Annotated in this window: 24 protein-coding genes and 1 other annotated feature; of the genes, 20 read left to right on the top strand and 4 right to left on the bottom strand. The window is 43.7% G+C overall.

All coding sequences use genetic code 11. The features are described 5' to 3' along the window. Positions 1-71: 71 nt before the first annotated feature. The 5 genes from ACFX4I_RS15485 (at position 72) to minD (ending at position 4,221) form a co-directional block, all read left to right on the top strand. On the top strand, positions 72-1,091 hold the full coding sequence (locus tag ACFX4I_RS15485; protein ID WP_034308871.1) for a rod shape-determining protein: 1,020 nt from the start codon (positions 72-74) through the stop codon (positions 1,089-1,091). Between the two features lie 136 nt (positions 1,092-1,227). Continuing rightward, the gene (mreC, locus tag ACFX4I_RS15480) at positions 1,228-2,100 is read left to right on the top strand and encodes a rod shape-determining protein MreC (RefSeq protein ID WP_377421631.1); all 873 of its coding nucleotides are present in this window, start codon (positions 1,228-1,230) and stop codon (positions 2,098-2,100) included. Continuing rightward, positions 2,097-2,615 carry a rod shape-determining protein MreD gene (gene mreD / locus ACFX4I_RS15475; protein WP_377421629.1) on the top strand — a complete coding sequence of 173 codons (519 nt, stop codon included), beginning with the start codon at positions 2,097-2,099 and terminating at the stop codon, positions 2,613-2,615. Before mreC ends, mreD begins: the two co-directional genes overlap by 4 nt. A 116-nt stretch (positions 2,616-2,731) precedes the next feature. Beyond that, entirely contained in the window at positions 2,732-3,415 is a 684-nt protein-coding gene (minC, locus tag ACFX4I_RS15470; protein WP_230303941.1) for a septum site-determining protein MinC, read from the top strand. 2 nt (positions 3,416-3,417) lie between these two features. Next, positions 3,418-4,221: a septum site-determining protein MinD gene (gene minD, locus ACFX4I_RS15465; protein ID WP_230303942.1), complete on the top strand. Its 804-nt coding sequence runs from the start codon at positions 3,418-3,420 to the stop codon at positions 4,219-4,221. Between the two features lie 129 nt (positions 4,222-4,350). Here minD and ACFX4I_RS15460 read toward each other — a convergent pair whose 3' ends face one another. Further along, a complete protein-coding gene (locus ACFX4I_RS15460; RefSeq protein ID WP_034308861.1) occupies positions 4,351-4,794 on the bottom strand; it encodes a S1 domain-containing RNA-binding protein in 444 nt (147 codons plus the stop codon). Between the two features lie 259 nt (positions 4,795-5,053). On the opposite strand from ACFX4I_RS15460, the gene ACFX4I_RS15455 reads away from it, so the two are divergent. From ACFX4I_RS15455 to ACFX4I_RS15405, 11 genes are all read left to right on the top strand, one after another. Beyond that, on the top strand, positions 5,054-5,803 hold the full coding sequence (locus tag ACFX4I_RS15455; RefSeq protein ID WP_230303943.1) for a M23 family metallopeptidase: 750 nt from the start codon (positions 5,054-5,056) through the stop codon (positions 5,801-5,803). Further along, complete coding sequence (locus tag ACFX4I_RS15450; RefSeq protein ID WP_098370075.1) at positions 5,796-6,662, top strand: M50 family metallopeptidase; 867 nt, start codon at positions 5,796-5,798, stop codon at positions 6,660-6,662. The genes ACFX4I_RS15455 and ACFX4I_RS15450 overlap by 8 nt, the downstream gene beginning before the upstream one ends. 42 nt (positions 6,663-6,704) lie before the next feature. Continuing rightward, a complete protein-coding gene (locus ACFX4I_RS15445) occupies positions 6,705-8,177 on the top strand; it encodes an Rne/Rng family ribonuclease (protein WP_283933097.1) in 1,473 nt (490 codons plus the stop codon). Between the two features lie 75 nt (positions 8,178-8,252). After that, positions 8,253-8,336 (top strand) — a sequence feature (ribosomal protein L21 leader region). Between the two features lie 13 nt (positions 8,337-8,349). Continuing rightward, entirely contained in the window at positions 8,350-8,658 is a 309-nt protein-coding gene (gene rplU, locus ACFX4I_RS15440) for a 50S ribosomal protein L21 (RefSeq protein WP_034308849.1), read from the top strand. Between the two features lie 13 nt (positions 8,659-8,671). Then, positions 8,672-9,004, top strand: a complete 333-nt coding sequence (locus ACFX4I_RS15435) for a ribosomal-processing cysteine protease Prp (protein WP_056525537.1) — start codon at positions 8,672-8,674, stop codon at positions 9,002-9,004. Between the two features lie 12 nt (positions 9,005-9,016). Next, positions 9,017-9,307: a 50S ribosomal protein L27 gene (rpmA, locus tag ACFX4I_RS15430; RefSeq protein WP_034308845.1), complete on the top strand. Its 291-nt coding sequence runs from the start codon at positions 9,017-9,019 to the stop codon at positions 9,305-9,307. A 538-nt stretch (positions 9,308-9,845) separates the two neighbouring features. Further along, the gene (locus ACFX4I_RS15425; protein WP_098370077.1) at positions 9,846-10,385 is read left to right on the top strand and encodes a Spo0B domain-containing protein; all 540 of its coding nucleotides are present in this window, start codon (positions 9,846-9,848) and stop codon (positions 10,383-10,385) included. A 48-nt stretch (positions 10,386-10,433) separates the two neighbouring features. After that, entirely contained in the window at positions 10,434-11,723 is a 1,290-nt protein-coding gene (gene obgE / locus ACFX4I_RS15420) for a GTPase ObgE (protein ID WP_377421626.1), read from the top strand. A 40-nt stretch (positions 11,724-11,763) separates the two neighbouring features. Then, on the top strand, positions 11,764-12,213 hold the full coding sequence (locus ACFX4I_RS15415; RefSeq protein ID WP_063232841.1) for an ACT domain-containing protein: 450 nt from the start codon (positions 11,764-11,766) through the stop codon (positions 12,211-12,213). Between the two features lie 520 nt (positions 12,214-12,733). Then, positions 12,734-13,609, top strand: a complete 876-nt coding sequence (gene pheA / locus ACFX4I_RS15410) for a prephenate dehydratase (RefSeq protein WP_230303945.1) — start codon at positions 12,734-12,736, stop codon at positions 13,607-13,609. A 407-nt stretch (positions 13,610-14,016) separates the two neighbouring features. Next, on the top strand, positions 14,017-14,715 hold the full coding sequence (locus ACFX4I_RS15405; RefSeq protein WP_230304080.1) for a DUF6944 family repetitive protein: 699 nt from the start codon (positions 14,017-14,019) through the stop codon (positions 14,713-14,715). Positions 14,716-14,768: 53 nt separating this feature from the next. On the opposite strand, the gene ACFX4I_RS15400 is transcribed toward ACFX4I_RS15405, so the two are convergent. Continuing rightward, positions 14,769-15,299, bottom strand: a complete 531-nt coding sequence (locus ACFX4I_RS15400) for a transcription repressor NadR (protein ID WP_377421623.1) — start codon at positions 15,297-15,299, stop codon at positions 14,769-14,771. Positions 15,300-15,350: 51 nt separating this feature from the next. Then, the gene (locus tag ACFX4I_RS15395) at positions 15,351-16,478 is read right to left on the bottom strand and encodes an IscS subfamily cysteine desulfurase (protein WP_377421621.1); all 1,128 of its coding nucleotides are present in this window, start codon (positions 16,476-16,478) and stop codon (positions 15,351-15,353) included. Positions 16,479-16,581: 103 nt separating this feature from the next. Here ACFX4I_RS15395 and nadB point away from each other — a divergent pair, with 103 nt between their 5' ends. Genes nadB through nadA form a run of 3 tightly spaced genes read left to right on the top strand, consistent with a single transcriptional unit; the run spans position 16,582 to position 20,100 of the window. Continuing rightward, the gene (nadB, locus tag ACFX4I_RS15390) at positions 16,582-18,165 is read left to right on the top strand and encodes an L-aspartate oxidase (protein WP_377421619.1); all 1,584 of its coding nucleotides are present in this window, start codon (positions 16,582-16,584) and stop codon (positions 18,163-18,165) included. Next, positions 18,146-18,997: a carboxylating nicotinate-nucleotide diphosphorylase gene (gene nadC, locus ACFX4I_RS15385; RefSeq protein ID WP_230304076.1), complete on the top strand. Its 852-nt coding sequence runs from the start codon at positions 18,146-18,148 to the stop codon at positions 18,995-18,997. Before nadB ends, nadC begins: the two co-directional genes overlap by 20 nt. Beyond that, positions 18,994-20,100: a quinolinate synthase NadA gene (gene nadA / locus ACFX4I_RS15380; RefSeq protein ID WP_230304075.1), complete on the top strand. Its 1,107-nt coding sequence runs from the start codon at positions 18,994-18,996 to the stop codon at positions 20,098-20,100. Before nadC ends, nadA begins: the two co-directional genes overlap by 4 nt. 88 nt (positions 20,101-20,188) lie before the next feature. On the opposite strand, the gene ypfJ is transcribed toward nadA, so the two are convergent. Next, the gene (ypfJ, locus tag ACFX4I_RS15375) at positions 20,189-21,034 is read right to left on the bottom strand and encodes a KPN_02809 family neutral zinc metallopeptidase (RefSeq protein WP_377421617.1); all 846 of its coding nucleotides are present in this window, start codon (positions 21,032-21,034) and stop codon (positions 20,189-20,191) included. A gap of 318 nt (positions 21,035-21,352) precedes the next feature. Between ypfJ and safA the strand changes: the two genes are divergently transcribed. Next, on the top strand, positions 21,353-22,914 hold a 1,562-nt coding region (gene safA, locus ACFX4I_RS15370), incomplete at its 3' end, for a SafA/ExsA family spore coat assembly protein (RefSeq protein WP_377421615.1).

Genomic DNA, 22,914 nt, shown 5'->3' with positions numbered 1-22,914 from the left:
TGTCAAAAAACGACAAATTATTATTTGAACTTATAAAAAGGCATTTTTGTTTACGAAAGGGAGATACCATAATGTTTGGAATTGGCGCTAGAGATATAGGGATTGATTTAGGAACGGCGAATACGCTTGTTTATGTGAAAGGAAAAGGTATCGCAGTACGTGAACCATCGGTTGTAGCTGTGCAAACAGATACAAAGCAAATCGTTGCAGTCGGAAACGATGCGAAAAACATGATCGGCCGTACACCTGGTAACGTGGTTGCCCTTCGCCCGATGAAGGATGGGGTAATTGCTGATTATGAAACGACGGCTACCATGATGAAGTACTATATGAAGGAAGCTCAAAAGAAGGGCGTATTCGGCAACAAGCCATATGTCATGATTTGTGTGCCTTCTGGAATTACGGCAGTTGAGCAGCGTGCAGTCATCGATGCAGCTAGACAAGCTGGAGCCCGTGACGCATATCCTATCGAAGAACCGTTTGCAGCAGCGATCGGTGCGGACCTTCCGGTTTGGGAGCCTACAGGAAGCATGGTCGTTGATATCGGCGGAGGAACGACGGAAGTGGCAATCATTTCCCTTGGCGGAATCGTTACAAGCCAATCGATCCGTATTGCCGGTGATGAAATGGATGATGCCATTATCGTTTACATCCGTAAGAACTACAATTTGATGATCGGTGAGCGTACTGCTGAAGCGATCAAAATGGAAATTGGTTCTGCTGGAGACACGGAAGGCGTAGAAAACATGGAAATTCGCGGCCGTGACCTATTGACTGGGTTACCGAAAACGATCGAAATCACAGCTGAGGAAATATCCAAAGCATTAAGCGACACAGTTTCTGCAATTGTGGATTCCGTGAAAAACACTTTAGAGAAAACACCACCTGAATTAGCCGCTGACATCATGGACAGAGGCATTGTATTGACAGGCGGGGGTGCTTTGCTGCGCAATTTGGATAAAGTCATCAGTGAAGAAACGCAAATGCCGGTGATCATCGCTGAAAATCCGCTGGATTGTGTTGCAATCGGAACGGGAAAAGCGCTGGACCACATTCATTTATTCAAGACTAAATCAAGAGATTCGCGATAAGCATTACTTCTCAAATAGGGCCGGCTCAACAAAAGGTGCAATTTTGAGCCGGTTTTCTTATGTTTTGCAGTTTAATTAAAATCCATAGTGTAATTTTAAGACCATAGAGTAAATTTTAGATAGAGGTGTAATCACCATGCCACAGTTTTTTAATAAAAAGCTCCTTCTCTTGCTCGTTAGTATTATCGTTCTCGTGGCATTGATCGGTTTTTCATTAAGGGAGAGAGAAGAGTTGACTTGGCCGGAGCAATTCCTGAAAGATACGACAGGCTGGGTAGGAAATGTGTTTAATAAGCCAGTATCGGGTATAACAGGTTTTGTAGGGGGCTTAAAAGACCTTCAACATACATACGATGAAAACAAAAAATTGAAAGCCCGCTTGGATGAATATGTATTATTGAAAACCCAAGTCCAAGATTTAAAGGAAGAAAATGAAGAACTTCGCGATAACCTCAAAAAAGAAGATGACCTGCGGAAGTATTCGCCCACTCAGGCGACGGTCATTGGACGTAATCCCGACCGCTGGCATGAAATGCTGACGATCAATAAAGGGAAGCGTAATGGGGTAGAAAAAAACATGGCAGTCATCACGTCCAATGGGTTAGTCGGTAAGGTGAAATCAGCGACGGATTTCACGGCCTCCGTTCAACTTTTAAGTTCGATCGATAAAGCCAACCGTGTCTCAGCCATCGTTCAAGGTGATGATAAAGCATATGGCTTGATTGAAGGATTCGATGATAAAAAGAACCTTTTGCTGATGAAACGGATTCCATATGATAAAAAGATCAAGGAAAATTCATTGGTCATCACATCCGGTTATGGAGGGATCTTTCCGAAAGGTCTGCTGATCGGGAAAGTTGTCGATGTCAAAGTGGATCAATATGGATTGAACCAGACCGCGTATATTGAACCTTCGACGGATTTTTATGATATTAATAATGTTATGGTCGTTCAGCGCGAAGTGGACGGTTTACCGAAAGAAAGTGAAGGGGAGGATGAAGCTGAGTGAGATATTTCATCCTTTCTTTTATAGCCTTGGTTTTTTTTGTTTTTGAAAGCATCTTCGCCCAGATGTTCGCTGGGGATTCATTCGGGACCGATAAAATCCTCGTGCCCCATTTCATGATGATTTTCGTTTTTTTCCTGACCATGTACGGGTCCAGGAAAATGGGTATGCTTTATGGGGCGATTCTTGGGTTGACTTATGATGTTGTATATACGGAAATCCTTGGGACTTACATGTTCCTGCTGCCTTTTCTTGCCTATCTGATATCGAAAAGCATGAAAATCCTGCAGAATAATATATTGGTTGCCTGCCTTACTGCGCTTTTATTCACGGCAGTTTTAGAGGTTGTCATCTTTCAGATGAATAGCATCCTATCTTTTGCACATATGGGATTTGGTGAATTTGCGGAACGGAGATTGATTCCGACATTATTATTGAATCTAGCGTTCATTATCATCAGCTGCTATCCTTTAAAGAGAATGATTGAAAAGCTTGATTTGCAAGGAGAAACGGAATAACTTTCCTGTGCCTTAAGAAGCAGGTGGGAAATGTAATTTCTCTTTTCCGTGTACGTAGAAAAAGGAAATTTGTTTTCCTATGTCGAATTATATTTCATTGAGGTGAAACAAACGTCATGAATAAAAGAATTCAGCAAAATGTCATGATTAAGGGAACAAAAGACGGGTTTATGCTTCATCTCGATGATTCTTGCTCATTTTCCGAATTATTGAAAGAGTTAGAAGTGAAGCTTTCGGCAAACTATCAGTTTCAAGAAAATGACCCGTCCATTTCCGTAAAAGTACATACAGGGAACCGCTATCTTGATGAACAACAAGAAGAAAAGATTAAAGAGGTCATCCATAAAAAGAAGAAGCTTTTCGTGGATGAGATGATTTCGAATGTCCTGACGAAGGATGAAGCGAAACGATGGAAAGAAGAAAACCAAGTGACGACCGTGACCAAGATCATAAGGTCGGGACAGGTTTTTGAAGTTCCCGGAGACTTACTTCTAATTGGGGATGTCAATCCCGACGGAACGGTTCGTGCGGGTGGCAACATATATATCATGGGACAGCTAAAGGGAATAGCCCATGCCGGTTATAAAGGGAATAATGAGGCCATAATAGCAGCCTCTGTCATGAAGCCTGCCCAGCTGCGCATTGCCGGACAAGTTAATTTATCTCCTGACCAATATACGAAATGGGGACATGACTTGGAATGTGCCTTCATGGATGAAGAAGAAAATATCATTATAGAAAAACTGCAAGTCTTAAAGAAATATAGACCTAATTTAAATAGATTAGAAGGGGGTCTCTAATCGTGGGAGAGGCAATAGTTATAACATCCGGTAAGGGTGGTGTCGGGAAAACGACCACCTCCGCCAATTTAGGAACATCTTTAGCTCTTCTAGGCAAGAAGGTTTGCTTGATTGATACGGATATTGGTCTTCGGAATTTGGATGTAATCATGGGATTGGAAAATCGGATCATCTATGATTTGGTCGATGTGGTCGAAGGGCGCTGTAAAATACACCAGGCGCTCATTAAGGATAAACATTTCGAGGATTTGCTTTATTTGCTTCCAGCTCCACAAAATAGTGATAAAACAGTGGTGAATGAAGAGCAGATGAGGAAACTCATAAGCGATATGAAGCCTGACTATGATTATGTCATCATTGATTGCCCTGCAGGCATTGAACAGGGCTTCAGGAATGCCATAGCTGGGGCGGATAAGGCAATCATCGTTACGACTGCAGAGAGACCGGCTGTCAGGGATGCAGACCGTATCATTGGCTTGCTTGAAAAAGAAGAGCATATTGAACCGCCTCAATTGATCATCAACCGGATACGCGGCCATTTGCTACATGAGGATGAAGAAATGGATATCGATGGAGTTGCCGATTTTCTTAAGATTGATTTGATCGGCGTCATTCCTGATGATGACCAAGTCATTGTGGCAGCGAATAAAAAGGAACCCATTGCCTATAATCCGGACAATAGAGTTTCGCTTGCCTATCGGAACATTGCCAGAAGGATCCTTGGTGAATCTGTGCCCTTGACTCCAATTGGCGGCGAACCAAAGGGCTTCATGTCCAAATTGAAAAAATTCTTTAGCGTGCGGTAAATCTATATTTCTTTTGTCAGGAAGCGGGGAGCATTTGATGCCCTCGCTTTTTTTTATGCTTCTTGCAAAATAAAAAAGGCAAGCCATGTACTGGCTTGCCTGATCTATATGCTAAAAATGCAGCGCGGGTTATCCGCGTCTTCCGCCTCTGCCGCCGCGTTTTGATTCGGTGCTGCGTTTAAGAGTCGATAAATTTTCTTCACTAGTCTTTAAAAAGCGAACCATTTTATCTTCGAAATTTTCCTTTGGTTGGAAATTACCTTTTGAACGAAAATCTTTAGAACGGCTATCCCCTTGGCGTGGTGGGCGTTTGGTATAAGAAGAGGTTTGCCCTTCGGGTCTATCTATAGCCTTTTTGATGGACAAGGCAGTTTTTCCGTCTTTCTCACTAATCACTTTTACTTCAATTTGGTCGCCTACTTTAAGATGGTCATTTACGTCTTTTACATAGCTATCTGCTACCTCACTGATATGCACAAGACCTGTTGAGCCTCCTGGTAATTCTACGAATGCTCCAAAATTAGTGATACCTGTTACTTTACCTTGTACTTTGCTGCCTATTTCGATTGACATAAAAAAATGTTCCCCCTCAATAATGTTAAAACCACTTTATTATAACAAATTTCGGGGAACAATATCAATCTCAATTATTCGATTTTCTGAATCGATACCCGAATCTCCTTGGAAATTCATAAGTTTTCGGATGATTTTTCATTGGAAAAAATTTTTTCAGGGATGTGCAGAAAGAAAATCTTTTCTCCGTCATAGTCTGGACAAGTTGCTCATAAGTTGTAATATAGCGCTTTGACATGAGCAGGGGGGGGAATCTTGAATGGATGATCGCAGGAAAGATATCCGAAATCGTATCGCCAAGAGACGCAAGTTCAATGATAAACCGGCAGGTGGCAGCAGTTGGACGGAGATCAACAATGAGGAACCATATGGGATTGATTCATATAACGGGTTTTCCGAGAAAGATCATCCGCTCTTCAAGAAAGAATATTTTTTCTTTAAAATCCTTGCGAGTGTATGCCTGTTCTTGATTATCGCTGTGATGTTCAAACACCCTTCTGTGCGGCTGGACCCTGCCAGAAGTTTTGTCACGGAGAACATGAACAAGGAATTTCAGTTCGCTTCAATCTCCAACTGGTATGAAAGTGCTTTTGGTAAACCGATCGCTTTTTTACCGAATGAAGCCGATAAGGAAACTGTTGATTCGAATGAAGAATATGCAATGCCAGCCTCTGCGAAGATTACCCAAAACTTCGAGACGAACGGTGAGGGGATCATATTGGAAACGAGCAAAGGTTCAAAGGTCGAGGCCGTCAATGAAGGGGTAGTCATTTTTGCCGGTGAAAAGGAGGGGATTGGAAAGACGGTCGTCATTCAGCATGCCAATAAAAGTGAATCTTGGTATGGGCAGCTGGAAGGAATTGATGTGAAATTGTATGAGTTCGTTAAAAAGGGCAATGAAGTCGGACAGGTTACACTAAGTGAAGATGGATCCAAGGGCAGGTTTTATTTGGCGATAAAAGAAAATGATGCTTTCGTCGATCCTAAAAAGGTGATTTCCTTTGAGTGAATATGGGAAATTACTGTTTAAAATCAGGGTGCACCCGACATTGTGGTTTGTCATTGGCATTGCCATCCTCACTGCCCATTTCGTTGAAGTGATGATGCTGTTGCTCATCGTCTTCATTCATGAAATGGGGCATGCTGTCTGTGCCCAGCATTTCAAATGGCGGATAAAGTCAATCCAGCTGCTTCCTTTTGGCGGGGCTGTCGAGACTGAGGAGTACGGAAATAAGAGTTTGAAGGAGGATTTGGCGGTGGTGCTTGCCGGTCCGCTTCAACATGTTTGGCTCATTGGTGCAGCTTTTTTGCTCTATTTCTTTTCTATCATCCCATATGAGCTGTATCAGCCATTTTTGTATATGAATCTTATGCTGCTGATTTTTAATCTGCTGCCAATTTGGCCCTTGGACGGGGGAAGGCTGCTATTCATCGGTGTATCCCTATACTGCACCTTTCTGGAAGCGCAGAAACATACACTTCACTTTTCTGCAGTATTCGCTGTCCTGGCTTTTTTGACCTGGATCATTCTGGATCCGCTCAATTTGAACATTTGGCTCATCATCTTTTTCATAAGTCTCTCACTCGTCATGGAGTGGCGGCAGAGGTATTATGCTTTCATCCGCTTTCTTTTGCAGCGCCATTACGGGCATACGAATGATTTGGCGAAACTGAAGCCGATCTCGGTGGATTCACAAGAACCGATTTATAAAGTGCTGGAACTGTTTCAACGCGGTTGTAAACACCCCGTCATCATCATGAAAAACGGGAAAGAGAGCGGCTCGTTGGATGAAACGGAAATCCTTCACGCCTATTTTTCCGAGAAAATGACAAACGGGAAAATAGGCGACCTATTATATTCTTATTAAATATGTTATCCTTTCTTCAAATTGAGGAGAGGATTTTTTTTGATGAAAAAAATGATCGCGAACCTAGCTTCACGCGAAAAAAGAGTGGCCGTACTAGAGAATGGTGTTTTACGTAAACTTGAAATCATGCCGCCTCAAAAGCGCAGTACGGTCGGTAATATTTATCTTGGGAAAGTGACGAAGGTTTTACCGGGAATGGATGCCGTCTTCATTGATTATGGTGCAGAGAAGAATGGTTTTTTACACCGTGACGAGGTTCCCTCTTTCCAGCTGACAAAAAAAAGTGATGGGAAAGCATCCATCGGTCAATTTGTCCATCAGGGAGAAAAGCTGCTAGTTCAGGTGACTCGGGATGAAACGGGCACCAAAGGAGCTAAATTGACTGGGCTGATCGAGTTTTCAACAAATTCCCTCGTATACATACATGGAATAGATTATGTTGGTGTTTCAAAGAAATTCAAAAACGATGATCTTCAAAAGCAATGGCGTGAAACGGCCTTGCAGTATAAAAATCCTGATGAGGGATTGATTGTCCGCACCTCGATGGAGAACGAAAGTGAGTCGGTATTCCTTGACAGGTTAACTGGATTGCGGGAGCTCTATAAAGAGCTTGAAGGTAAGGCTGCGTCCCTCAAGGCACCGTCCATACTCTATGAGAGGGACGCATACCTTGACATGATCATTTCTGAAATGTCGGGAACGGCGACAGGGGAACTTGCCATCGATGATTTCGAGGCTTATCGGGAGTTGAAAAAGTGGATACAGGAAAACCGTAAGGAGTGGGAAATATCCCATGTATCGGGTCCAAAGAATATTTTTTCCGAATGGAATGTCGAAGCGCAAGTTGAGAAAATGGCCAAGAAAATCGTTTGGCTTGAGAATGGCGGATATTTAATTTTTGAAGAAACGGAAGCTTTCACCGTAATCGATGTCAATTCAGGTAAGTTTACCGGTAAGGTGGCGAAGGAAGCAACATTGTTTGCCGTTAATCAGGCTGCGGCGAAAGAAGTCGCCCGTCAACTGAGATTGAGGAATATCAGCGGAATCATCTTGATAGATTTCATCAATATGGACAATTCACGGCATGAGCAGGAAATCATCGATATCGTCAAAAAGGAAGCGGTGAGGGATGAGAAGCGAATTCAGGTCATCGGCTTTACGGAATTGGGCATTTTACAAATGACGAGAAAACGAACCTCCCCGTCTTTAAGTGAAATGATGTCGGTACCATGCCCCGTGTGCAGCGGAAGTGGTAAAATCGAGAGCCCGGAAACGGTGGCGTTCCGGTTGGAACGGGAACTGCTGGAACACAGGAAGACGGATGATGAAGCGGTCTGGGTGGAGGTCAGTAAAGCGGTGGCGGACGTGCTGCTTGGCGAAAAGGAATCATATCGGCCGACACTGGAGGAATTGATCGCTAAAAAGATATTCCTATCTTTTATCCCAGGTTCGAGGAATGTCTATTCCATCAAGCGCTTCGGAAGCATTCAGGAAATCGGGCGGGCTTTCGAGTGAAGAGCGGGAATTCTAATAAATATATTGACAGCCTTTCCTGTTTCATGTTAGGATTTTAATGTTATGTTTGTAGCACCCGTGCTACAACCGCTCAACAACAGGTTTTAAGTTTTTGCCTTTCTGGTAAAACGCCTGTGATTGGCGAGTCTGAGACATTTAAGGAGGTGCAAGTATGTACGCAATTATCGAAACTGGCGGTAAACAAATTAAAGTAGCAGCTGGCGAAGCGGTTTACATTGAAAAATTAAACGCAGAAGCAGGCGAAACTGTTACATTTGACAAAGTTTTATTCGTAGGTGGCGAAGACGTGAAAGTCGGTGCTCCACTAGTTGAAGGCGCTACTGTAACAGGTACTGTCGAAAAACAAGGTAAGCAAAAGAAAATCACTGTTTTCAAATACAAAGCGAAGAAAAACAATCGTAAAAAACAAGGTCATCGTCAACCATACACAAAAGTTGTTATCGAAGCAATCAACGCGTAAGGGCTGATTCTAGATGATTAAAGTTGTATTTGATGCTCCGCAGGAACGGATTACTTCGTTCACCTTAAGCGGACATGCTAATTTTGCTAAAAAAGGTTCTGATATCGTTTGTGCAGGTGTATCGGCTGTTTCCTTCGGGTCAGTCAATGCGATTATGTCCTTAACGGATGTAGAGCCTGAGATTGAGCAAGGGAGAGAGGGCGGCTATCTTCGCTGCGTCATTCCGGCGAATCTTTCACCGGAATCCGAAGAAAAGGTGCAGCTGCTCTTGAACAGTATGCTCATATCACTGCAAACTATCGAACGTGATTATGGTAAATACATGAAAATTATCCTCAACCAATAGGAGGTGGAACAAATGTTAAGATTAAATCTTCAGTTCTTCGCTTCGAAAAAAGGAGTAGGTTCTACAAAGAACGGACGTGACTCTCAATCTAAGCGTCTTGGCGCTAAACGTGCAGATGGTCAATTCGTTTCTGGTGGTTCTATCCTTTACCGTCAACGCGGAACAAAAATCTATCCTGGTGAGAACGTAGGCCGTGGTGGAGACGATACTCTATACGCTAAAGTAGACGGTGTTGTTAAATTCGAACGTTTCGGACGTGACCGTAAAAAAGTAAGCGTATATCCAGTTGCACAAGAAGCATAATTGGCATCTTTGAACAGAGGCTGACTCAAAAGGGTCTGATTCCTTCTACAAGACACTATATACCGCGCATTTTTAATAATGGTATGTTATATAGTGATGAAGGGGTCCGGCCCTTTATTTATACTATAGGAACGGACCAGCATTTTGCAGGAGACTTTAGTCATTAGTATTTAGGAAAACAACCTCTGACTTACAAATGGCTCGCCAATAGGCGGGCTTTCTTAAACTTTCAGGGGGGAAATCCAAGAATAATCATCCATCCGATTTGGTTAAACCAAATAGACACTCCAATTCAACTATAATATCTCCAATTGGTGCATAAATAAGGCCCATTCTCTTTTTTAGTTCAAATGGCTCTACCATCGTCCAAAGAACTCAGGGTGTGCGGCTGTATTTTTTGGACGGGGGCCTTTCATGTGAAGGCATGTGAATCAAGCTTCATTTCCTGTTTATTGTTTTTTTGATATACTGTACAAATGGAAGTATTCAACATGATAGAGCCAAAAAAGTTTCTTTATCATAATTGAAGGTGTTAATAATGGATAAAAATTGGACGACTATTGAAACTCTGCGTCAAACCAGGCATGACTGGCTGAATAAAATTCAAATCATAAAAGGGAATCTGGAGTTGAACAGAATCGACCGTGTCAAGGGCATCATTGATGAAATCATTGTTGAAACCCAGAATGAAGCACGCCTTTCCAGTTTGAATTTACCTAAATTCACCGAGATGTTGTTGACGTCGAATTGGAATAATGGATCCTTTTATTGCGAATATGAAATCATTGATGTTTTTGAAGGCTCAACTGAGATGGACGGGCTGATGTATCGCTGGACAAACGATTTTTTTAAAATTCTGGATAAGAATCTGGATCCATTTTTTGAAAATATACTGGCTGTTTCCATGTGTAAAAAAGAAGTGAGCGATATGCATTGTTCATTTCATATGCAAGGCAGGTTCATTGATCAATCCCCAGTGATCGAGTTTTTGGAAAGTTCATTGACGGCCGAGCAATCAATTGAAATTCTTGAATGTAATGAGGATGAAATATTTTTTAAGATGGATATTAACTTTTAGAGAAGTATACAGCAAGAAATGACTTGCAGAAAACAAGGAAGTGATAGCATGTTTGTCGATCAAACGAAAGTCTATGTAAAAGGCGGAGACGGTGGTAACGGGATAGTTGCTTATCGTCGTGAGAAATTCATACCTAAAGGCGGACCTGCTGGCGGAGATGGCGGTAATGGGGCCAATGTCGTTTTTGAAGTGGAAGAGGGCTTGCGTACATTAATGGATTTCCGTTATCAACGTCACTTTAAGGCACCTCGCGGAGAACATGGCATGTCCAAAAACATGCATGGTGCGGCCGCAAAGGATATGGTCATCAAGGTACCACCTGGCACGGTTGTCATTGATGATAAAACGAAGGAAGTCATTGCTGATTTAGTTGAGCACGGGCAACGCGCCGTTATCGCCAAAGGTGGCCGCGGAGGCCGGGGAAATTCCCGTTTTGCCACACCTGCCAATCCTGCACCTGAAATCGCGGAGAACGGCGAACCGGGCCAAGAACGCGATATAGTCATGGAATTGAAACTATTGGCTGATGTCGGTTTGGTTGGTTTCCCAAGTGTAGGGAAATCCACGTTGCTTTCTGTCGTATCAGCAGCAAGGCCTAAAATTGCCGAATACCATTTTACGACGATCGTACCGAACCTGGGAATGGTGGAAACGGAAGATCACCGCAGCTTTGTCATGGCCGATTTACCTGGTCTGATCGAAGGCGCTTCAGAAGGTGTGGGCCTTGGACATCAATTCCTGCGCCATATTGAAAGAACAAGGGTAATCGTTCATGTAATCGATATGTCGGGTCTTGAAGGCCGGGATCCATATGAAGACTATCAAACAATCAATAAAGAGCTGGAAGAGTATAACCTGCGCTTGACTGAACGTCCGCAAATCATTGTAGCAAGTAAAATGGATATGCCGGACTCAGAAGATAACTTAGCGGCATTCAAAGAAAAGCTGGATGAAGACTATCCTGTCTTCCCGATTTCTGCCGTGACGCGTGAAGGGATCCGTGAGCTTCTTTATGCAATTGCCGATAAAATCGAAGAGACGCCTGAGTTCCCTCTTGAACATGAAGAAGAGAATACTGGAATCCACCGGGTTCTATATAAACATACATCACAGTCTGATGAATTTAACATCGAACGCGAACCCGATGGCAGCTTTGCCGTATCAGGATTCAAGATCGAGCGTCTATTCAAAATGACTGACTTCACCCGTGATGAGTCCGTGCGTCGTTTCGCCAGACAGCTTCGTTCATTCGGAGTCGACGAAGGCCTACGCCAAAAAGGTGCGACAAATGGCGATATCGTCCGTATCCTTGAATATGAATTTGAATTTGTTGATTGATTGTAAACCATGATGGCAGGCAAAAGGAGGCGTGCGGAGTTTGAATAAGGCCGATCAGAAGTTTTTCCTCGTTCGAGAGGATGTCCTTCCCGAAGCGATGAAAAAAACGCTGGATGCAAAAGAAATGATTGAACGGGGAAAAGCAGAATCAGTTTGGGAAGCGGTACAGCGAGTGGACCTAAGCAGGAGTGCTTTTTACAAATACCGTGACACGGTTTTTCCGTTTCATACAGTAGTTAAGGAAAAGCTGATTACACTGTTCTTCTATCTCGAAGATCGTTCTGGTACTCTATCGGAGCTCTTGCGGCTCGTCGCCTCATCCGGATGCAACATCATGACCATCCACCAAACGATTCCTTTGCAGGGACGTGCAAATGTCACCCTATCCCTGAATACAGGCGGGATGACAATGAATATTGATGAACTGCTTACTAAACTGCGTAAAATGGAGTTCGTCGAAAAAGTCGAAATCATTGGTAACGGCGCATGAAAACAGCCTGTACATTTCAGATGTACAGGCTGTCAGTTTGTAGACAAAAAGGTTTCGGAATGGTCTCATTCCGAAACCTTTTCCAACTGATTCTGAGAGTGGCTACTATGTTAAAGAGATGAACGAACAGTTTGCCTATTCGTTTCATGCAGTCATTCATTTCAAGTTGATCTCGTTGAATACAATAAAGTTTAGAAAACATCCTTATCATCATTTTAAAACGAAGTTAATTGGAGAGGGTGTTCGAGACTCCTGCTTAGAAAAGCGTGTCCAAGAGAGACCCAAGCAGGCGCATTGCGCCGAGGGGGCTCCCGGACCGCCGCGGAAAGCGAGTGCCCTACGTTCCAATCAACGGTCAAATTTAAAAAATCTAAAACAGCCTGTAGACATCCTCAATTATTATCGAGTTTGTCTACAGGCTGTTTGCATTTGTAAGAGGAAATTAACGATTAAGTATTGTAAAAAATCAGAAAATGGCATAACATAAACAGTAGATTTTCCGTGAAAAGGAGTTTATAATATGACATCAAAAATTGCATTTCTTGGACCAAAAGCAACGTTCACGGATTTAGCTGTATCGCGACTATTTCCTAATGATATAAAAATACCGATGAACACGATTCCGGACTGCCTTGATGCTGTTCGGGACGGGGAAGTGAATCACGCGCTCGTGCCGATCGAGAATGCTTTGGAGGGTTCGGTAAATATAACGATGGATTACTTAGTCCATGAAGTCACATTACCGATGAAAGGCGAAGTGACGATTCCAATCCAACAGCATTATATGGTGCATCCGGATCATGCATATCCTGGTTTCAAACCTGACATGGTTTATTCGCATTCCCATGCCATTGCTCAATGCCGCAAATTTCTACATAATGAGTTAAGGGGCATTCCATATGAGTATGTCACATCCACTGCAGCCGCTGCGAAGATGGTGATGGAGAATCCCGATATCAATATTGCTGCGATTGCAAATGATATGGCTGCTAAAGAGTACGGTTTGACGATTGTAAAACAAAATATTCACGATTATGAACATAATCACACCAAGTTTATCGTCGTATCCAACAGTGAAGTCGACTATGAAGGGCATTTGACCGTTGAAGGGGACAAGAAAACGACCTTGATGATTCAGCTGCCTGCCGACCATTCAGGACAGTTGCACCAAGTCCTTTCCGCTTTTTCCTGGAGGAAACTTAACCTTTCAAAGATTGAATCAAGACCAATGAAAACGGGATTGGGCAATTACTTCTTCATCATCGACATCGAAATGTCCCTTGACGATGTCCTCATCCCGGGAGCGATCTCTGAGCTCGAGGCCTTAGGATGTACGGTATCGATCATGGGAAGCTATTCATGCTTTAAAGTCCAAACTGGTGTACCGCAACGATGAACGATGAATGATATATGGTATAACCTCAGCTGAGTTTTATACAATGAATAAGAAGGGTGCCCCGGGAGTATTTCCGGGGCATTTTTGTGTTTGTTAAGATTTGTATTTCCCTTGCGTATAAGTTCCTAAAATGGTTGGCTGTCATTTGATGAAATATATAGCAATAGGCAGGAAGGAATGCTATTCATATTTTGATTTTGAGGAAGATGGGCGAAAGTTTTTCATGATAAAAAGATCCTATGATTCTGGATGGTAAACAAACACCGATTGTGATGAACACAAATACAATAAGTAAATCCCGTTAGGCCGCCTGTGGAAATAGGAACAGTAATACATACGTTGATGACTAAATCGGTGGAAGCACCTTTTTTATCAAAAATGCAGAGAGAGGGTGGTGGTCAGCAGAGATGGATAATCAATTCAAAGAAACTTTCGGTTCTTGGATCCAAGCAATAGGAACTGTCATTTCTGCTATAGCAGGTACACCATCCGATGTCTTGGACGAAGAATTTCGTAATAACTTGGATTTGATTGGAAATGAACTTCAAGCAACAGGAAATGCCTTATTGGCGGACGCAGAAGAAACCTGGTCGCTGAATAAATTCGGTAACCAATTACAGGCAATCGGAAATTCGACGGTTATCTTGGGATTAGTCATTGATTTCGATGAAGTAACCAAACAGGAATTGATCATCAAAGGTAATTTGATCCAAGCGTTGGGCGGAGGTACCGCTTTGGCGGGGGCATACGAAAATCCGGATGAACCGGAGCAGGCTTTCAATGTTACGGGAAATTTGTTGCAGGTGATTGGGAATTCGATGCAAGCGATAGGCGGAATTGCCGAACTTAAAAATAGTGTTCTAGAAAAAGACAAAGAAAAGGATCAAAAGGAAGAAGAGCAAGAAAAGGAGCAGGAACTACAAAAATATCAATATCCTTATTTGGAAGAGAAGCCATCTGATGCTGAATTAATCCAAGCGACGGGAGGCTGGGTTCAGGCGGTCGGTTCCGTCATTAGTCTTATCGGTCAGTTGAGAAGTAATGAGGAAGAAAACTCTGGGAAAGGCAGCTCAAATGAAAGCAATTCCGATGATGAGGGAGCATAATGGCCAATAAAAAAATCCTCAAAAGATATGGCTTCTGAGGATTTTACGTTCATTCAATCGACTAAAATGCCGGCATCCCTTAAAGCACACTCCGCTTCGTCGAGCAGTTCTTCAGATGTTGCGCTCAGTGTATGGAGATGGATGCCGCTCGTCAGTTCCGATAAAAAAGATGCGTTCGTTGCCGTCACCCTTGAAAGGAATTGCTGGACTTCCTTCCGGCTGCTGACCATGATGGAAGCGGTTAGGTCGCCGTATACGGGGTGCTCGATTTTGACATCTTTAACCGTGATGCCGATATCCACGAGTAAATATAGCTCTTCTTGGGTCCGGGAAGGATCGTGTTGGCAAGCTATGATCCTTTCCGGATTTTGCGTGCTCCCCGTTTGTAAGTACAGATAGCCTTGGCTCGTGGCAATGATAGGTTCCTTCCGCGCTTTCAGGAGGGTTATGTCACCAACGATAACCTGCCGGCTTACATTCGTTATCTGCGAAAGCTCGCTGCCCGTTACAGGCTCCGTGCTTGTTTGCAATAAATGTAAGAGTTTCGTCCGTCTTTCTTCCCCGAGTAATTTCTTTCTTTCCATAAACATTCACCTCTTTAATTACAAAAACATTCTAACACAGATTGGAGGGTTTTATCGAATGGCAGCTATTCCTTCGATGCAGTCCGCCAACTTGTGAATGTCGTCGGCCGTCGTGTTTTTGCCAAAGGAAAAGCGGACGAATTGATGGGCTTCATCTTCGCTTTTCCCAATGGCCATCATCGTTTTTGAAGGATCCTGTTTACCGATTTGGCAGGCGCTTCCCGTCGAAACCGCGAATCCTTTCTGGTTTAATTCCAGCATGATGTACTGTCCTTGCAATCCAGCGAAGGTCAGCGCCAAAATGTGAGGCAATTGCTCGTTTTTTGCTTCGATGATTTGAAAATCGATTTTCCTTTCCGTTAGCCGTTGGATCAATTGCATCCTAAGTGTGGAAATCCGTTTTCGTTCATCTTCCATGATATCCCCCAATTTCTTGGCAGCGGTTACGAAGGAAGCAATTCCGGGGACGTCCACTGTTCCTGGTCTGAAACCATATTCATGAGTGATATTCGGTACAGCAGGCTTCAACTGATGGATGGACGGGAAAATGACGGCCCCAGTCCCTTTTGGACCATAAACTTTATGACTGGAAACGGATAGTCCATCACATGAGGCAGCTATCTTCCCAAGTGGTAATTTAGCAAATGATTGGACACAATCCACATGAAAAAAAGCCTGGTGTTTTCGAACGATTTCACTTATTTGCTCAATGGGTTGAATGACCCCGATTTCCGAATTCACATGCTGGACAATGACCAAGCATGTTTTCTCCGACATACATTCCTGCAGATGTTCAATATCAACCCGGCCATCTTCCAAATGCCGTAAATAAGTAACCTCGAATCCTTCTTGTTCAAGTTTTGCCACGAAATTGGCAAGAGATGCATGTTCAGTTCGGCTTACAATCAAGTGGTTCTGCCAGGATGGTTTCGAAGCCATGAATGTATCGATGGCAAGCATGTTGCTTTCTGATCCGCCGCTCGTAAAGATGATTCCTTCCTTTTTTATGTTCAGCATTTCTGCGAGTTGCTGCCGTGACATATCCAATAAACGTGCCGCTTCAGAGCCGATATCATGCAAACTGCTCGCATTCCCGAAAAACTTCCGGGATGCTTGGCTGAATACGTCGAGAGCCTCCTCATCAATCGGAGTTGTAGCGGCATAATCCAAATAAATCAAGAAATCACTTCCATCCTTTAATCTTAAAAAACTCTTGATAATAGTTTAATAATATGTAAATATAGTTGTCAAGACACCTGTAATAAACAGGAGGAATGAAATAATGGTAAAAGCCGAAATCATCGTGATAGGCAGCGGGATTGCTGCCTTGAAAACGGCATTGGAAGCAAGTGAACATAAGCATGTGATACTCATCACAAAATCGAATATCCGTCATGGTAATTCTTATTTAGCTCAGGGCGGGATTGCTGCTGCAATATCTGATCGTGATCGAGTATCCTTTCATAAGAAAGATACGCTGGCGGCTGGCCAGCGATATAACAAGGTGAAGGCAGTGGAAAAACTCGTCGAAGAGGCACCTTCGGTTATAGCTGAACTTATTGATTCGGGTATGCGATTTGACCATGATCATGATGGAACTTTATTGCTTGGCATGGAGGGCGCCCACAGTGAACGAAGAATCCTCCATAGTCACGGGGATGCTACAGGAAAGTACATGATGGAACATCTTATAGGGCGCTTGCAAAAATCATCGATTACTGTGATGGAGCATGTTGCTGCAGTGGAGTTGATCATAGGGCAAGATGATTCTTGCATAGGCGTCAAAACACTTGATAAAGCAGGGGATCTTGTTGCCTATCATGCGGAACAGACGGTTTTGGCAACAGGCGGCTGTGGTTCCCTATACCATTTCACTTCAAATTCACAAACGGTTTCAGGTGATGGGATCGCACTTGCATTCAAGGCCGGTGCAAAAGTTCGTGACATGGAATTCATACAATTCCATCCGACCCTGCTTTTCGTCAATGGCAAAGCGAAAGGGCTGGTTTCAGAAGCGGTTCGCGGGGATGGAGCGAGATTAGTGACAGAAATGGGTAGGCCGATCATGGAGGATGTCCATAGCTTGAAAGATCTAGCACCAAGGCATATCGTTGCACAGACGATTTTTTCTTATTTGCAGCGCGGTGAAAAGGTATTTTTGGATATTACGATGATTAAGGATTTTAAAAATCGTTTTCCGACAGTGAGCTCATTATGTGAAAAAAGCGGGCTGGACCTTCAATTGGGGAAAATCCCGGTTGCACCAGGAAACCATTTTCTAATGGGAGGGATTGAAGTGGATGAATCGGGGCAAACCTCTGTACGCTCTTTGTATGCAGTTGGTGAAGTGGCATGCACTGGTGTACATGGTGCAAACCGATTGGCAAGCAACTCCCTTCTCGAAGGATTGGTTTTTGGAAATACGCTTGGCCGTTTCTTTGCTAACGTCCCGGCAAGGTCGATACCGGAAGAAAAAGAGCAGTCCAAGAGTTCCAGTCAAATTTCCTTTCTGCCTGATCTCACGACATTGCAGGAAAAATTAATGAACGAAGCGGGAATCGTTCGAAATGAAGCGGGTTTAACTCGACTGAAGGATTATCTTGAGACATTTAATATCGAAAAATTGCTGCATATGGAAGTAACGGCATTATCGATACAAGAAATAACGAAAATCAATGCCATAATCGTGGCGTGGCTGATTGCCGAATCCGCATTGACCAGAACGGAAAGCAGGGGAGGTCATTTCCGCAGTGACTATCCTAACGAAGATGACACCCAATGGCTTGAAAATTCGGTTATCCTTGCTTGCACGGATGTAAAAAACCGAGTGAAAGGGAGACGACTATATGAATATATTGAAGCTTAAGCAGATGCTGCAACAATTTTTAATGGAAGATATAGGGGAATGCGATGTAACGAGTGATACGATTTTTGATCAAGGTGAACAAGGAACTTTGACATTCATCGCAAAAGAAGGCGGGGTCTTTAGTGGCGGGGACGTCATCAAGACTGGATTTGCATTGTTGGATGAACAAATCGAGGTTTTCCTTTTTGTTCAAGATGGCGAAGTTTTCGAAGAAGGACAGCAGCTTGCGAAAATGACCGGCGATATGGCCTCCCTTTTAAAAGGGGAACGGGTCGTTTTGAATTTAGTGCAGCGTATGTCCGGCATTGCGACACAGGCTCATAAAGCTGCCATGATTTTAGCGGGGACGAAGACGAGAGCTTGTGATACGAGGAAAACTACACCAGGCCTGCGGATGCTTGAAAAATATGCGGTCCGTTCCGGCGGGGCATTCAATCACCGATATGGTCTGTATGATGCAGTCATGATAAAGGACAACCATATTTCTTTCGCTGGGTCCATAACGAAAGCGGTTCAAACGGTAAAATCCAAACTTGGACATACCACTAAAGTGGAAGTGGAAACGGAATCGCCACAACAGGTGCTTGAAGCAGTGGAAGCCGGTGCAGATATCATCATGTTCGATAACCGGAGCCCTGAAGAAATCAAGCAACTGATAAAATTGGTTCCCGCCCACATCATAACTGAAGCTTCTGGAGGGATCCATTTAGAAAATCTAGCCTCATATCGGGAAACAGGGGTAGATTATATTTCGTTAGGCAGCTTGACGCACAGTGTCAGGGCACTTGATATTAGCGCAAAGGTCAAAGAGCAGGAGGGGATATTGAAATGAACATATTGGAGATGGCTAAAACAGCAGGAAATGCATTGCCTGAAAAGTATAAAACGATGACAAAGGAAGAGATGGAGAATCGGGTCCATGACATTAAGAAACGACTGGGGAACCGTCTGTATATCCCAGGTCATCATTATCAACGGGAGGAAGTCATTCAATTTTCGGATTCAACGGGGGATTCACTTCAATTGGCCCAGCTTTCCGCGCAAAATCGCGAAGCGGATTATATCGTGTTTTGTGGCGTGCATTTCATGGCTGAAACAGCGGATATTTTGACGGAAGAAGGGCAGACGGTTATCCTTCCTGACATGCGTGCAGGCTGCTCCATGGCGGATATGGCGGATATTGAACAAACGGAACGGGCGTGGACAAAGCTTCAGGATTTATTTGGCGATACGATCCTCCCGCTAACTTATGTGAATTCCACTGCGGCCATCAAAGCTTTTGTAGGGAAAAATGGCGGGGCGACGGTGACGTCTTCCAATGCACAAGGGATGGTCTCGTGGGCCCTCTCGCAAAAAGAAAGAATCCTTTTTCTTCCCGATCAGCATCTTGGGCGGAATACCGCCTTTGACCTCGGAATCCCATTGAATGAAATGGCTGTCTGGGATCCGCATAAAGATGAATTGATCTATGAAGGGGAACTGGAAGATCTGAAGGTACTTCTTTGGAAAGGACATTGTTCAGTCCATGAAAATTTCACTACGGCGAATATTGAAACGCTTAGAGCGGAGCAGCCTGAAATGAATATCATCGTTCATCCCGAATGTCGCCGTGAGGTAGTCGGCCTGTCAGATTATGCGGGTTCGACATCGTACATCATAAATATGATCGAAAAAGCCGAACCAGGTAGTTCTTGGGCAATCGGCACGGAAATGAACCTTGTCAAGCGACTTATCGCCAATAATCCTGACAAGAACATCATCTCGTTAAATCCGAATATGTGTCCATGTCTTACAATGAACCGGATTGATCTGCCTCACCTGCTATGGGCGCTTGAATCCATTGAAGAAGGTATCATCATCAATCCGATAAAAGTGGAGAAAAACATTGCGGATAATGCCATCCTAGCATTAAACAGAATGCTGGAGCGCGTTTGAGTCAGTGCTTTCTAAAAAGATTTTGGATCATAAGAAAAAGGGGGATTAGACCCCCTTTTTCTTATGTAATCGAAACAGGTAAGAACTTTTAAAGGTTATTCGCTTTAAAAGTATTGCCTTCATTCATATCACCGGATTTAAATCCTTTATTGAACCACCGTTTCCTCTGTTCGGAAGTACCATGCGTGAAGCTGTCTGGAACCACGTACCCCTGTGCCTTTTCTTGGATACGGTCATCCCCCACACCACTTGCTGCATTCAAGGCCTCCTCAAGATCGCCTTTTTCAAGCAAATTCTCTCCTTGGACATGATGTGCCCAAACTCCAGCCAAATAATCGGCCTGTAATTCAAGACGGACAGAATACCGATTATATTCGGTCTCGCTGACCTTTGAACGATCGGGCATTTCCTTTTCCGTTGTCCCTAAAAGTGTCTGAACGTGATGTCCGACTTCGTGGGCAATGACATAGGCCATGGCGAAATCCCCGGGTGCCTGGAACTCTTGCTTTAACTCTTGATAAAAGCTGAGATCAATATATAGTTTCATGTCACCCGGACAATAAAATGGCCCTACCGAAGAAGCTGCCATCCCGCATGCTGATTCGACACTACCCGAATACAGGACAAGTTTCGGTTTCTTATAATCCAGTCCATTTTTACGGAATTCTTCTGTCCAGACCTGTTCCGTTTCTGCAAGGACGACTGATACGAACTGCGCAAGTTCCTTCTCTTCATCAGTTTCGACATAAGAGCCGCCATTGTTTGATTCAGTGGAATTCAAGCTGCCTAGCAATTCGCTTGGGTTACCGCCAAGGAGCGTCACGATCAAGACAATTACCAATCCGACCCCTCCGCCGATTCCGGCCATGCCTTTTCCGCTCATGCCTCTTTTGTCCTCGACGTTCGAGCTGCCCTGTCTACCTTTCCATTTCATTATAATTACCCCCAGGGATGTAAGATAAGTACCTGAAGACAAAGCCTTAGGTCATTTACTTTCTTATACCCGGATTTCCCTGAGTTTAGACAGAAGCCTGAAAGAAGCGTTTCAGGAATTGAATCAAAAGGGGGGAATTTCCTTTTTCGAGATGTCCCATCATTTATTTCCTCTCCAAAAAAGTACCTTCTATGTCCTAAATCATGGATCCAATCATAAAAGTCATTTTTCACGCATAAGTTTTCATGATAAAAATAATAGCATTTCACCCACTGCTTCATAGAATATATGGACATATGCACAGGAGGGGTTAACAGCGTGAAAATTCATATAGTCCAAAAAGGCGATACACTTTGGAAACTCGCCAAAAAATACGGCGTTAGTTTTGAAGAACTTAAAAAAGTTAACGCACAATTGAGCAACCCGGACATGATGATGCCCGGAATGAAAATTAAAATACCGGGGACATCCGGAGCTGTAATAAAAGAAACGGGTAAACCAAACGTGAATATTCAGCCGGGAATGAAAGAATCCCAAATTCCACAGTTCCAGCCTAAGTCAGCACCTATGAAAGAGCAGCAAATTATGCAACAACCGGTAAAAGAGCAGCCAAAATTTCAACAACCGGTAAAAGAGCAGCCGAAATTTCAACAACCGGTAAAAGAGCAGCCAAAATTTCAACAACCGGTAAAAGAGCAGCCGAAATTTCAACAGCCGGTAAAAGAGCAGCCGAAATTTCAACAGCCAGTAAAAGAGCAACCGATCATTCAAAAACCAGTAAAAGAGCAGCAAATCGTTCAACAAAAGCCAATCATTAAAGAAAAGCAAGTAATCGTTCCAAAAGAAGTACCGGTGCCCATGCCGGTGATTCCGGAGATCGACATCAATAATTATTATATGGTCAACATGACCAATATGAGTGTGCAAAAGCCTCCAGCACCACCACCTTTACCAAAGAAAAAAGAAGAGCCTGCAGCAACTAAAAAGAAGAAGAAAAAGCCAGCTGTACAGCCAGCACAGGAATATAGTGAGCCGGTGGATGATTGTATTCCAGTAACGCCAATCTTGCCTGGAAGCGGTTATTGTATTCAGCCGCCACCATGGGCGCATATGCAAATGCAAGCACCATATCAAGGCGCACAAGGGTATCAGGCGGCTCCGGAAATGCAAGGTTATCAAATGATGGAAGAGAGCTCTGATGTTTGGGAAGAATCTCCTGACATGCAAATGGATCAAGGATTCGTCCAAGGGGCGAGCATGAATGAAACAAGTCAGCAACATTATCCATATCAAGCCTCCGCACCGGTTCCGCACCATTATTATGGAGGGATGAATCAACAAGCTCAAGCAGCAGGTTCATATATGCAACAAGATTATGAGTCACCAGGCGAATCGCCTTCTTCATACAATCAAAACTTCCCTCCGCATTATTCCCAGACTGCCGGTGAGGATGAGGAGGATTGCGGCTGTAATAAGGGGTTACTTGGAACTTATGGGCCGGAAGTGAAGGGGCAGTATCAAGGAAGCCAACAAATGGATGCCAATGCACATCACCATCCAGATTATCACCAATATCAATCCGTTCAACCACAGCAGCAGGCCCCATACCCAGGGATGTCACCGAAAGAGTCTCAGATGGGAATAGAGATGCCATTCCAATATGAAGATGAGTCAGAAGAATCATATGATGGATTCATGATGATGGGCGGTCAAAACGGAGGCCAGCCAGGAATGATGGGCGGTCAAAACGGTGGCCAGCCAGGAATGATGATGGGCGGCCAAAACGGTGGCCAGCCAGGAATGATGATGGGCGGTCAAAACGGTGGCCAGCCAGGAATGATGATGGGCGGCCAAAACGGTGGCCAGCCAGGAATGATGAT

Origin of the sequence: Peribacillus sp. YIM B13472, from assembly GCF_042788005.1 — a bacterium.
Lineage (GTDB): Bacteria > Bacillota > Bacilli > Bacillales > DSM-1321 > Peribacillus > Peribacillus simplex_E.
The sequence above is the reverse complement of the archived record's forward strand: the minus strand, read 5'-3'. Positions and strand labels throughout refer to the sequence as shown.

Bases quoted from the DNA above. Each gene is read 5' to 3' on its own strand.
- ACFX4I_RS15485 (WP_034308871.1), top strand. From the start codon at position 72: ATGTTTGGAATTGGCGCTAGAGATATAGGGATTGATTTAGGAACGGCG.
- mreC (WP_377421631.1), top strand. From the start codon at position 1,228: ATGCCACAGTTTTTTAATAAAAAGCTCCTTCTCTTGCTCGTTAGTATT.
- minC (WP_230303941.1), top strand. From the start codon at position 2,732: ATGAATAAAAGAATTCAGCAAAATGTCATGATTAAGGGAACAAAAGAC.
- ACFX4I_RS15460 (WP_034308861.1), bottom strand. From the start codon at position 4,794: ATGTCAATCGAAATAGGCAGCAAAGTACAAGGTAAAGTAACAGGTATC.
- ACFX4I_RS15455 (WP_230303943.1), top strand. From the start codon at position 5,054: ATGGATGATCGCAGGAAAGATATCCGAAATCGTATCGCCAAGAGACGC.
- ACFX4I_RS15445 (WP_283933097.1), top strand. From the start codon at position 6,705: ATGAAAAAAATGATCGCGAACCTAGCTTCACGCGAAAAAAGAGTGGCC.
- rplU (WP_034308849.1), top strand. From the start codon at position 8,350: ATGTACGCAATTATCGAAACTGGCGGTAAACAAATTAAAGTAGCAGCT.
- ACFX4I_RS15435 (WP_056525537.1), top strand. From the start codon at position 8,672: ATGATTAAAGTTGTATTTGATGCTCCGCAGGAACGGATTACTTCGTTC.
- rpmA (WP_034308845.1), top strand. From the start codon at position 9,017: ATGTTAAGATTAAATCTTCAGTTCTTCGCTTCGAAAAAAGGAGTAGGT.
- ACFX4I_RS15425 (WP_098370077.1), top strand. From the start codon at position 9,846: ATGGATAAAAATTGGACGACTATTGAAACTCTGCGTCAAACCAGGCAT.
- obgE (WP_377421626.1), top strand. From the start codon at position 10,434: ATGTTTGTCGATCAAACGAAAGTCTATGTAAAAGGCGGAGACGGTGGT.
- pheA (WP_230303945.1), top strand. From the start codon at position 12,734: ATGACATCAAAAATTGCATTTCTTGGACCAAAAGCAACGTTCACGGAT.
- ACFX4I_RS15405 (WP_230304080.1), top strand. From the start codon at position 14,017: ATGGATAATCAATTCAAAGAAACTTTCGGTTCTTGGATCCAAGCAATA.
- ACFX4I_RS15400 (WP_377421623.1), bottom strand. From the start codon at position 15,299: ATGGAAAGAAAGAAATTACTCGGGGAAGAAAGACGGACGAAACTCTTA.
- nadB (WP_377421619.1), top strand. From the start codon at position 16,582: ATGGTAAAAGCCGAAATCATCGTGATAGGCAGCGGGATTGCTGCCTTG.
- nadC (WP_230304076.1), top strand. From the start codon at position 18,146: ATGAATATATTGAAGCTTAAGCAGATGCTGCAACAATTTTTAATGGAA.
- nadA (WP_230304075.1), top strand. From the start codon at position 18,994: ATGAACATATTGGAGATGGCTAAAACAGCAGGAAATGCATTGCCTGAA.
- ypfJ (WP_377421617.1), bottom strand. From the start codon at position 21,034: ATGAAATGGAAAGGTAGACAGGGCAGCTCGAACGTCGAGGACAAAAGA.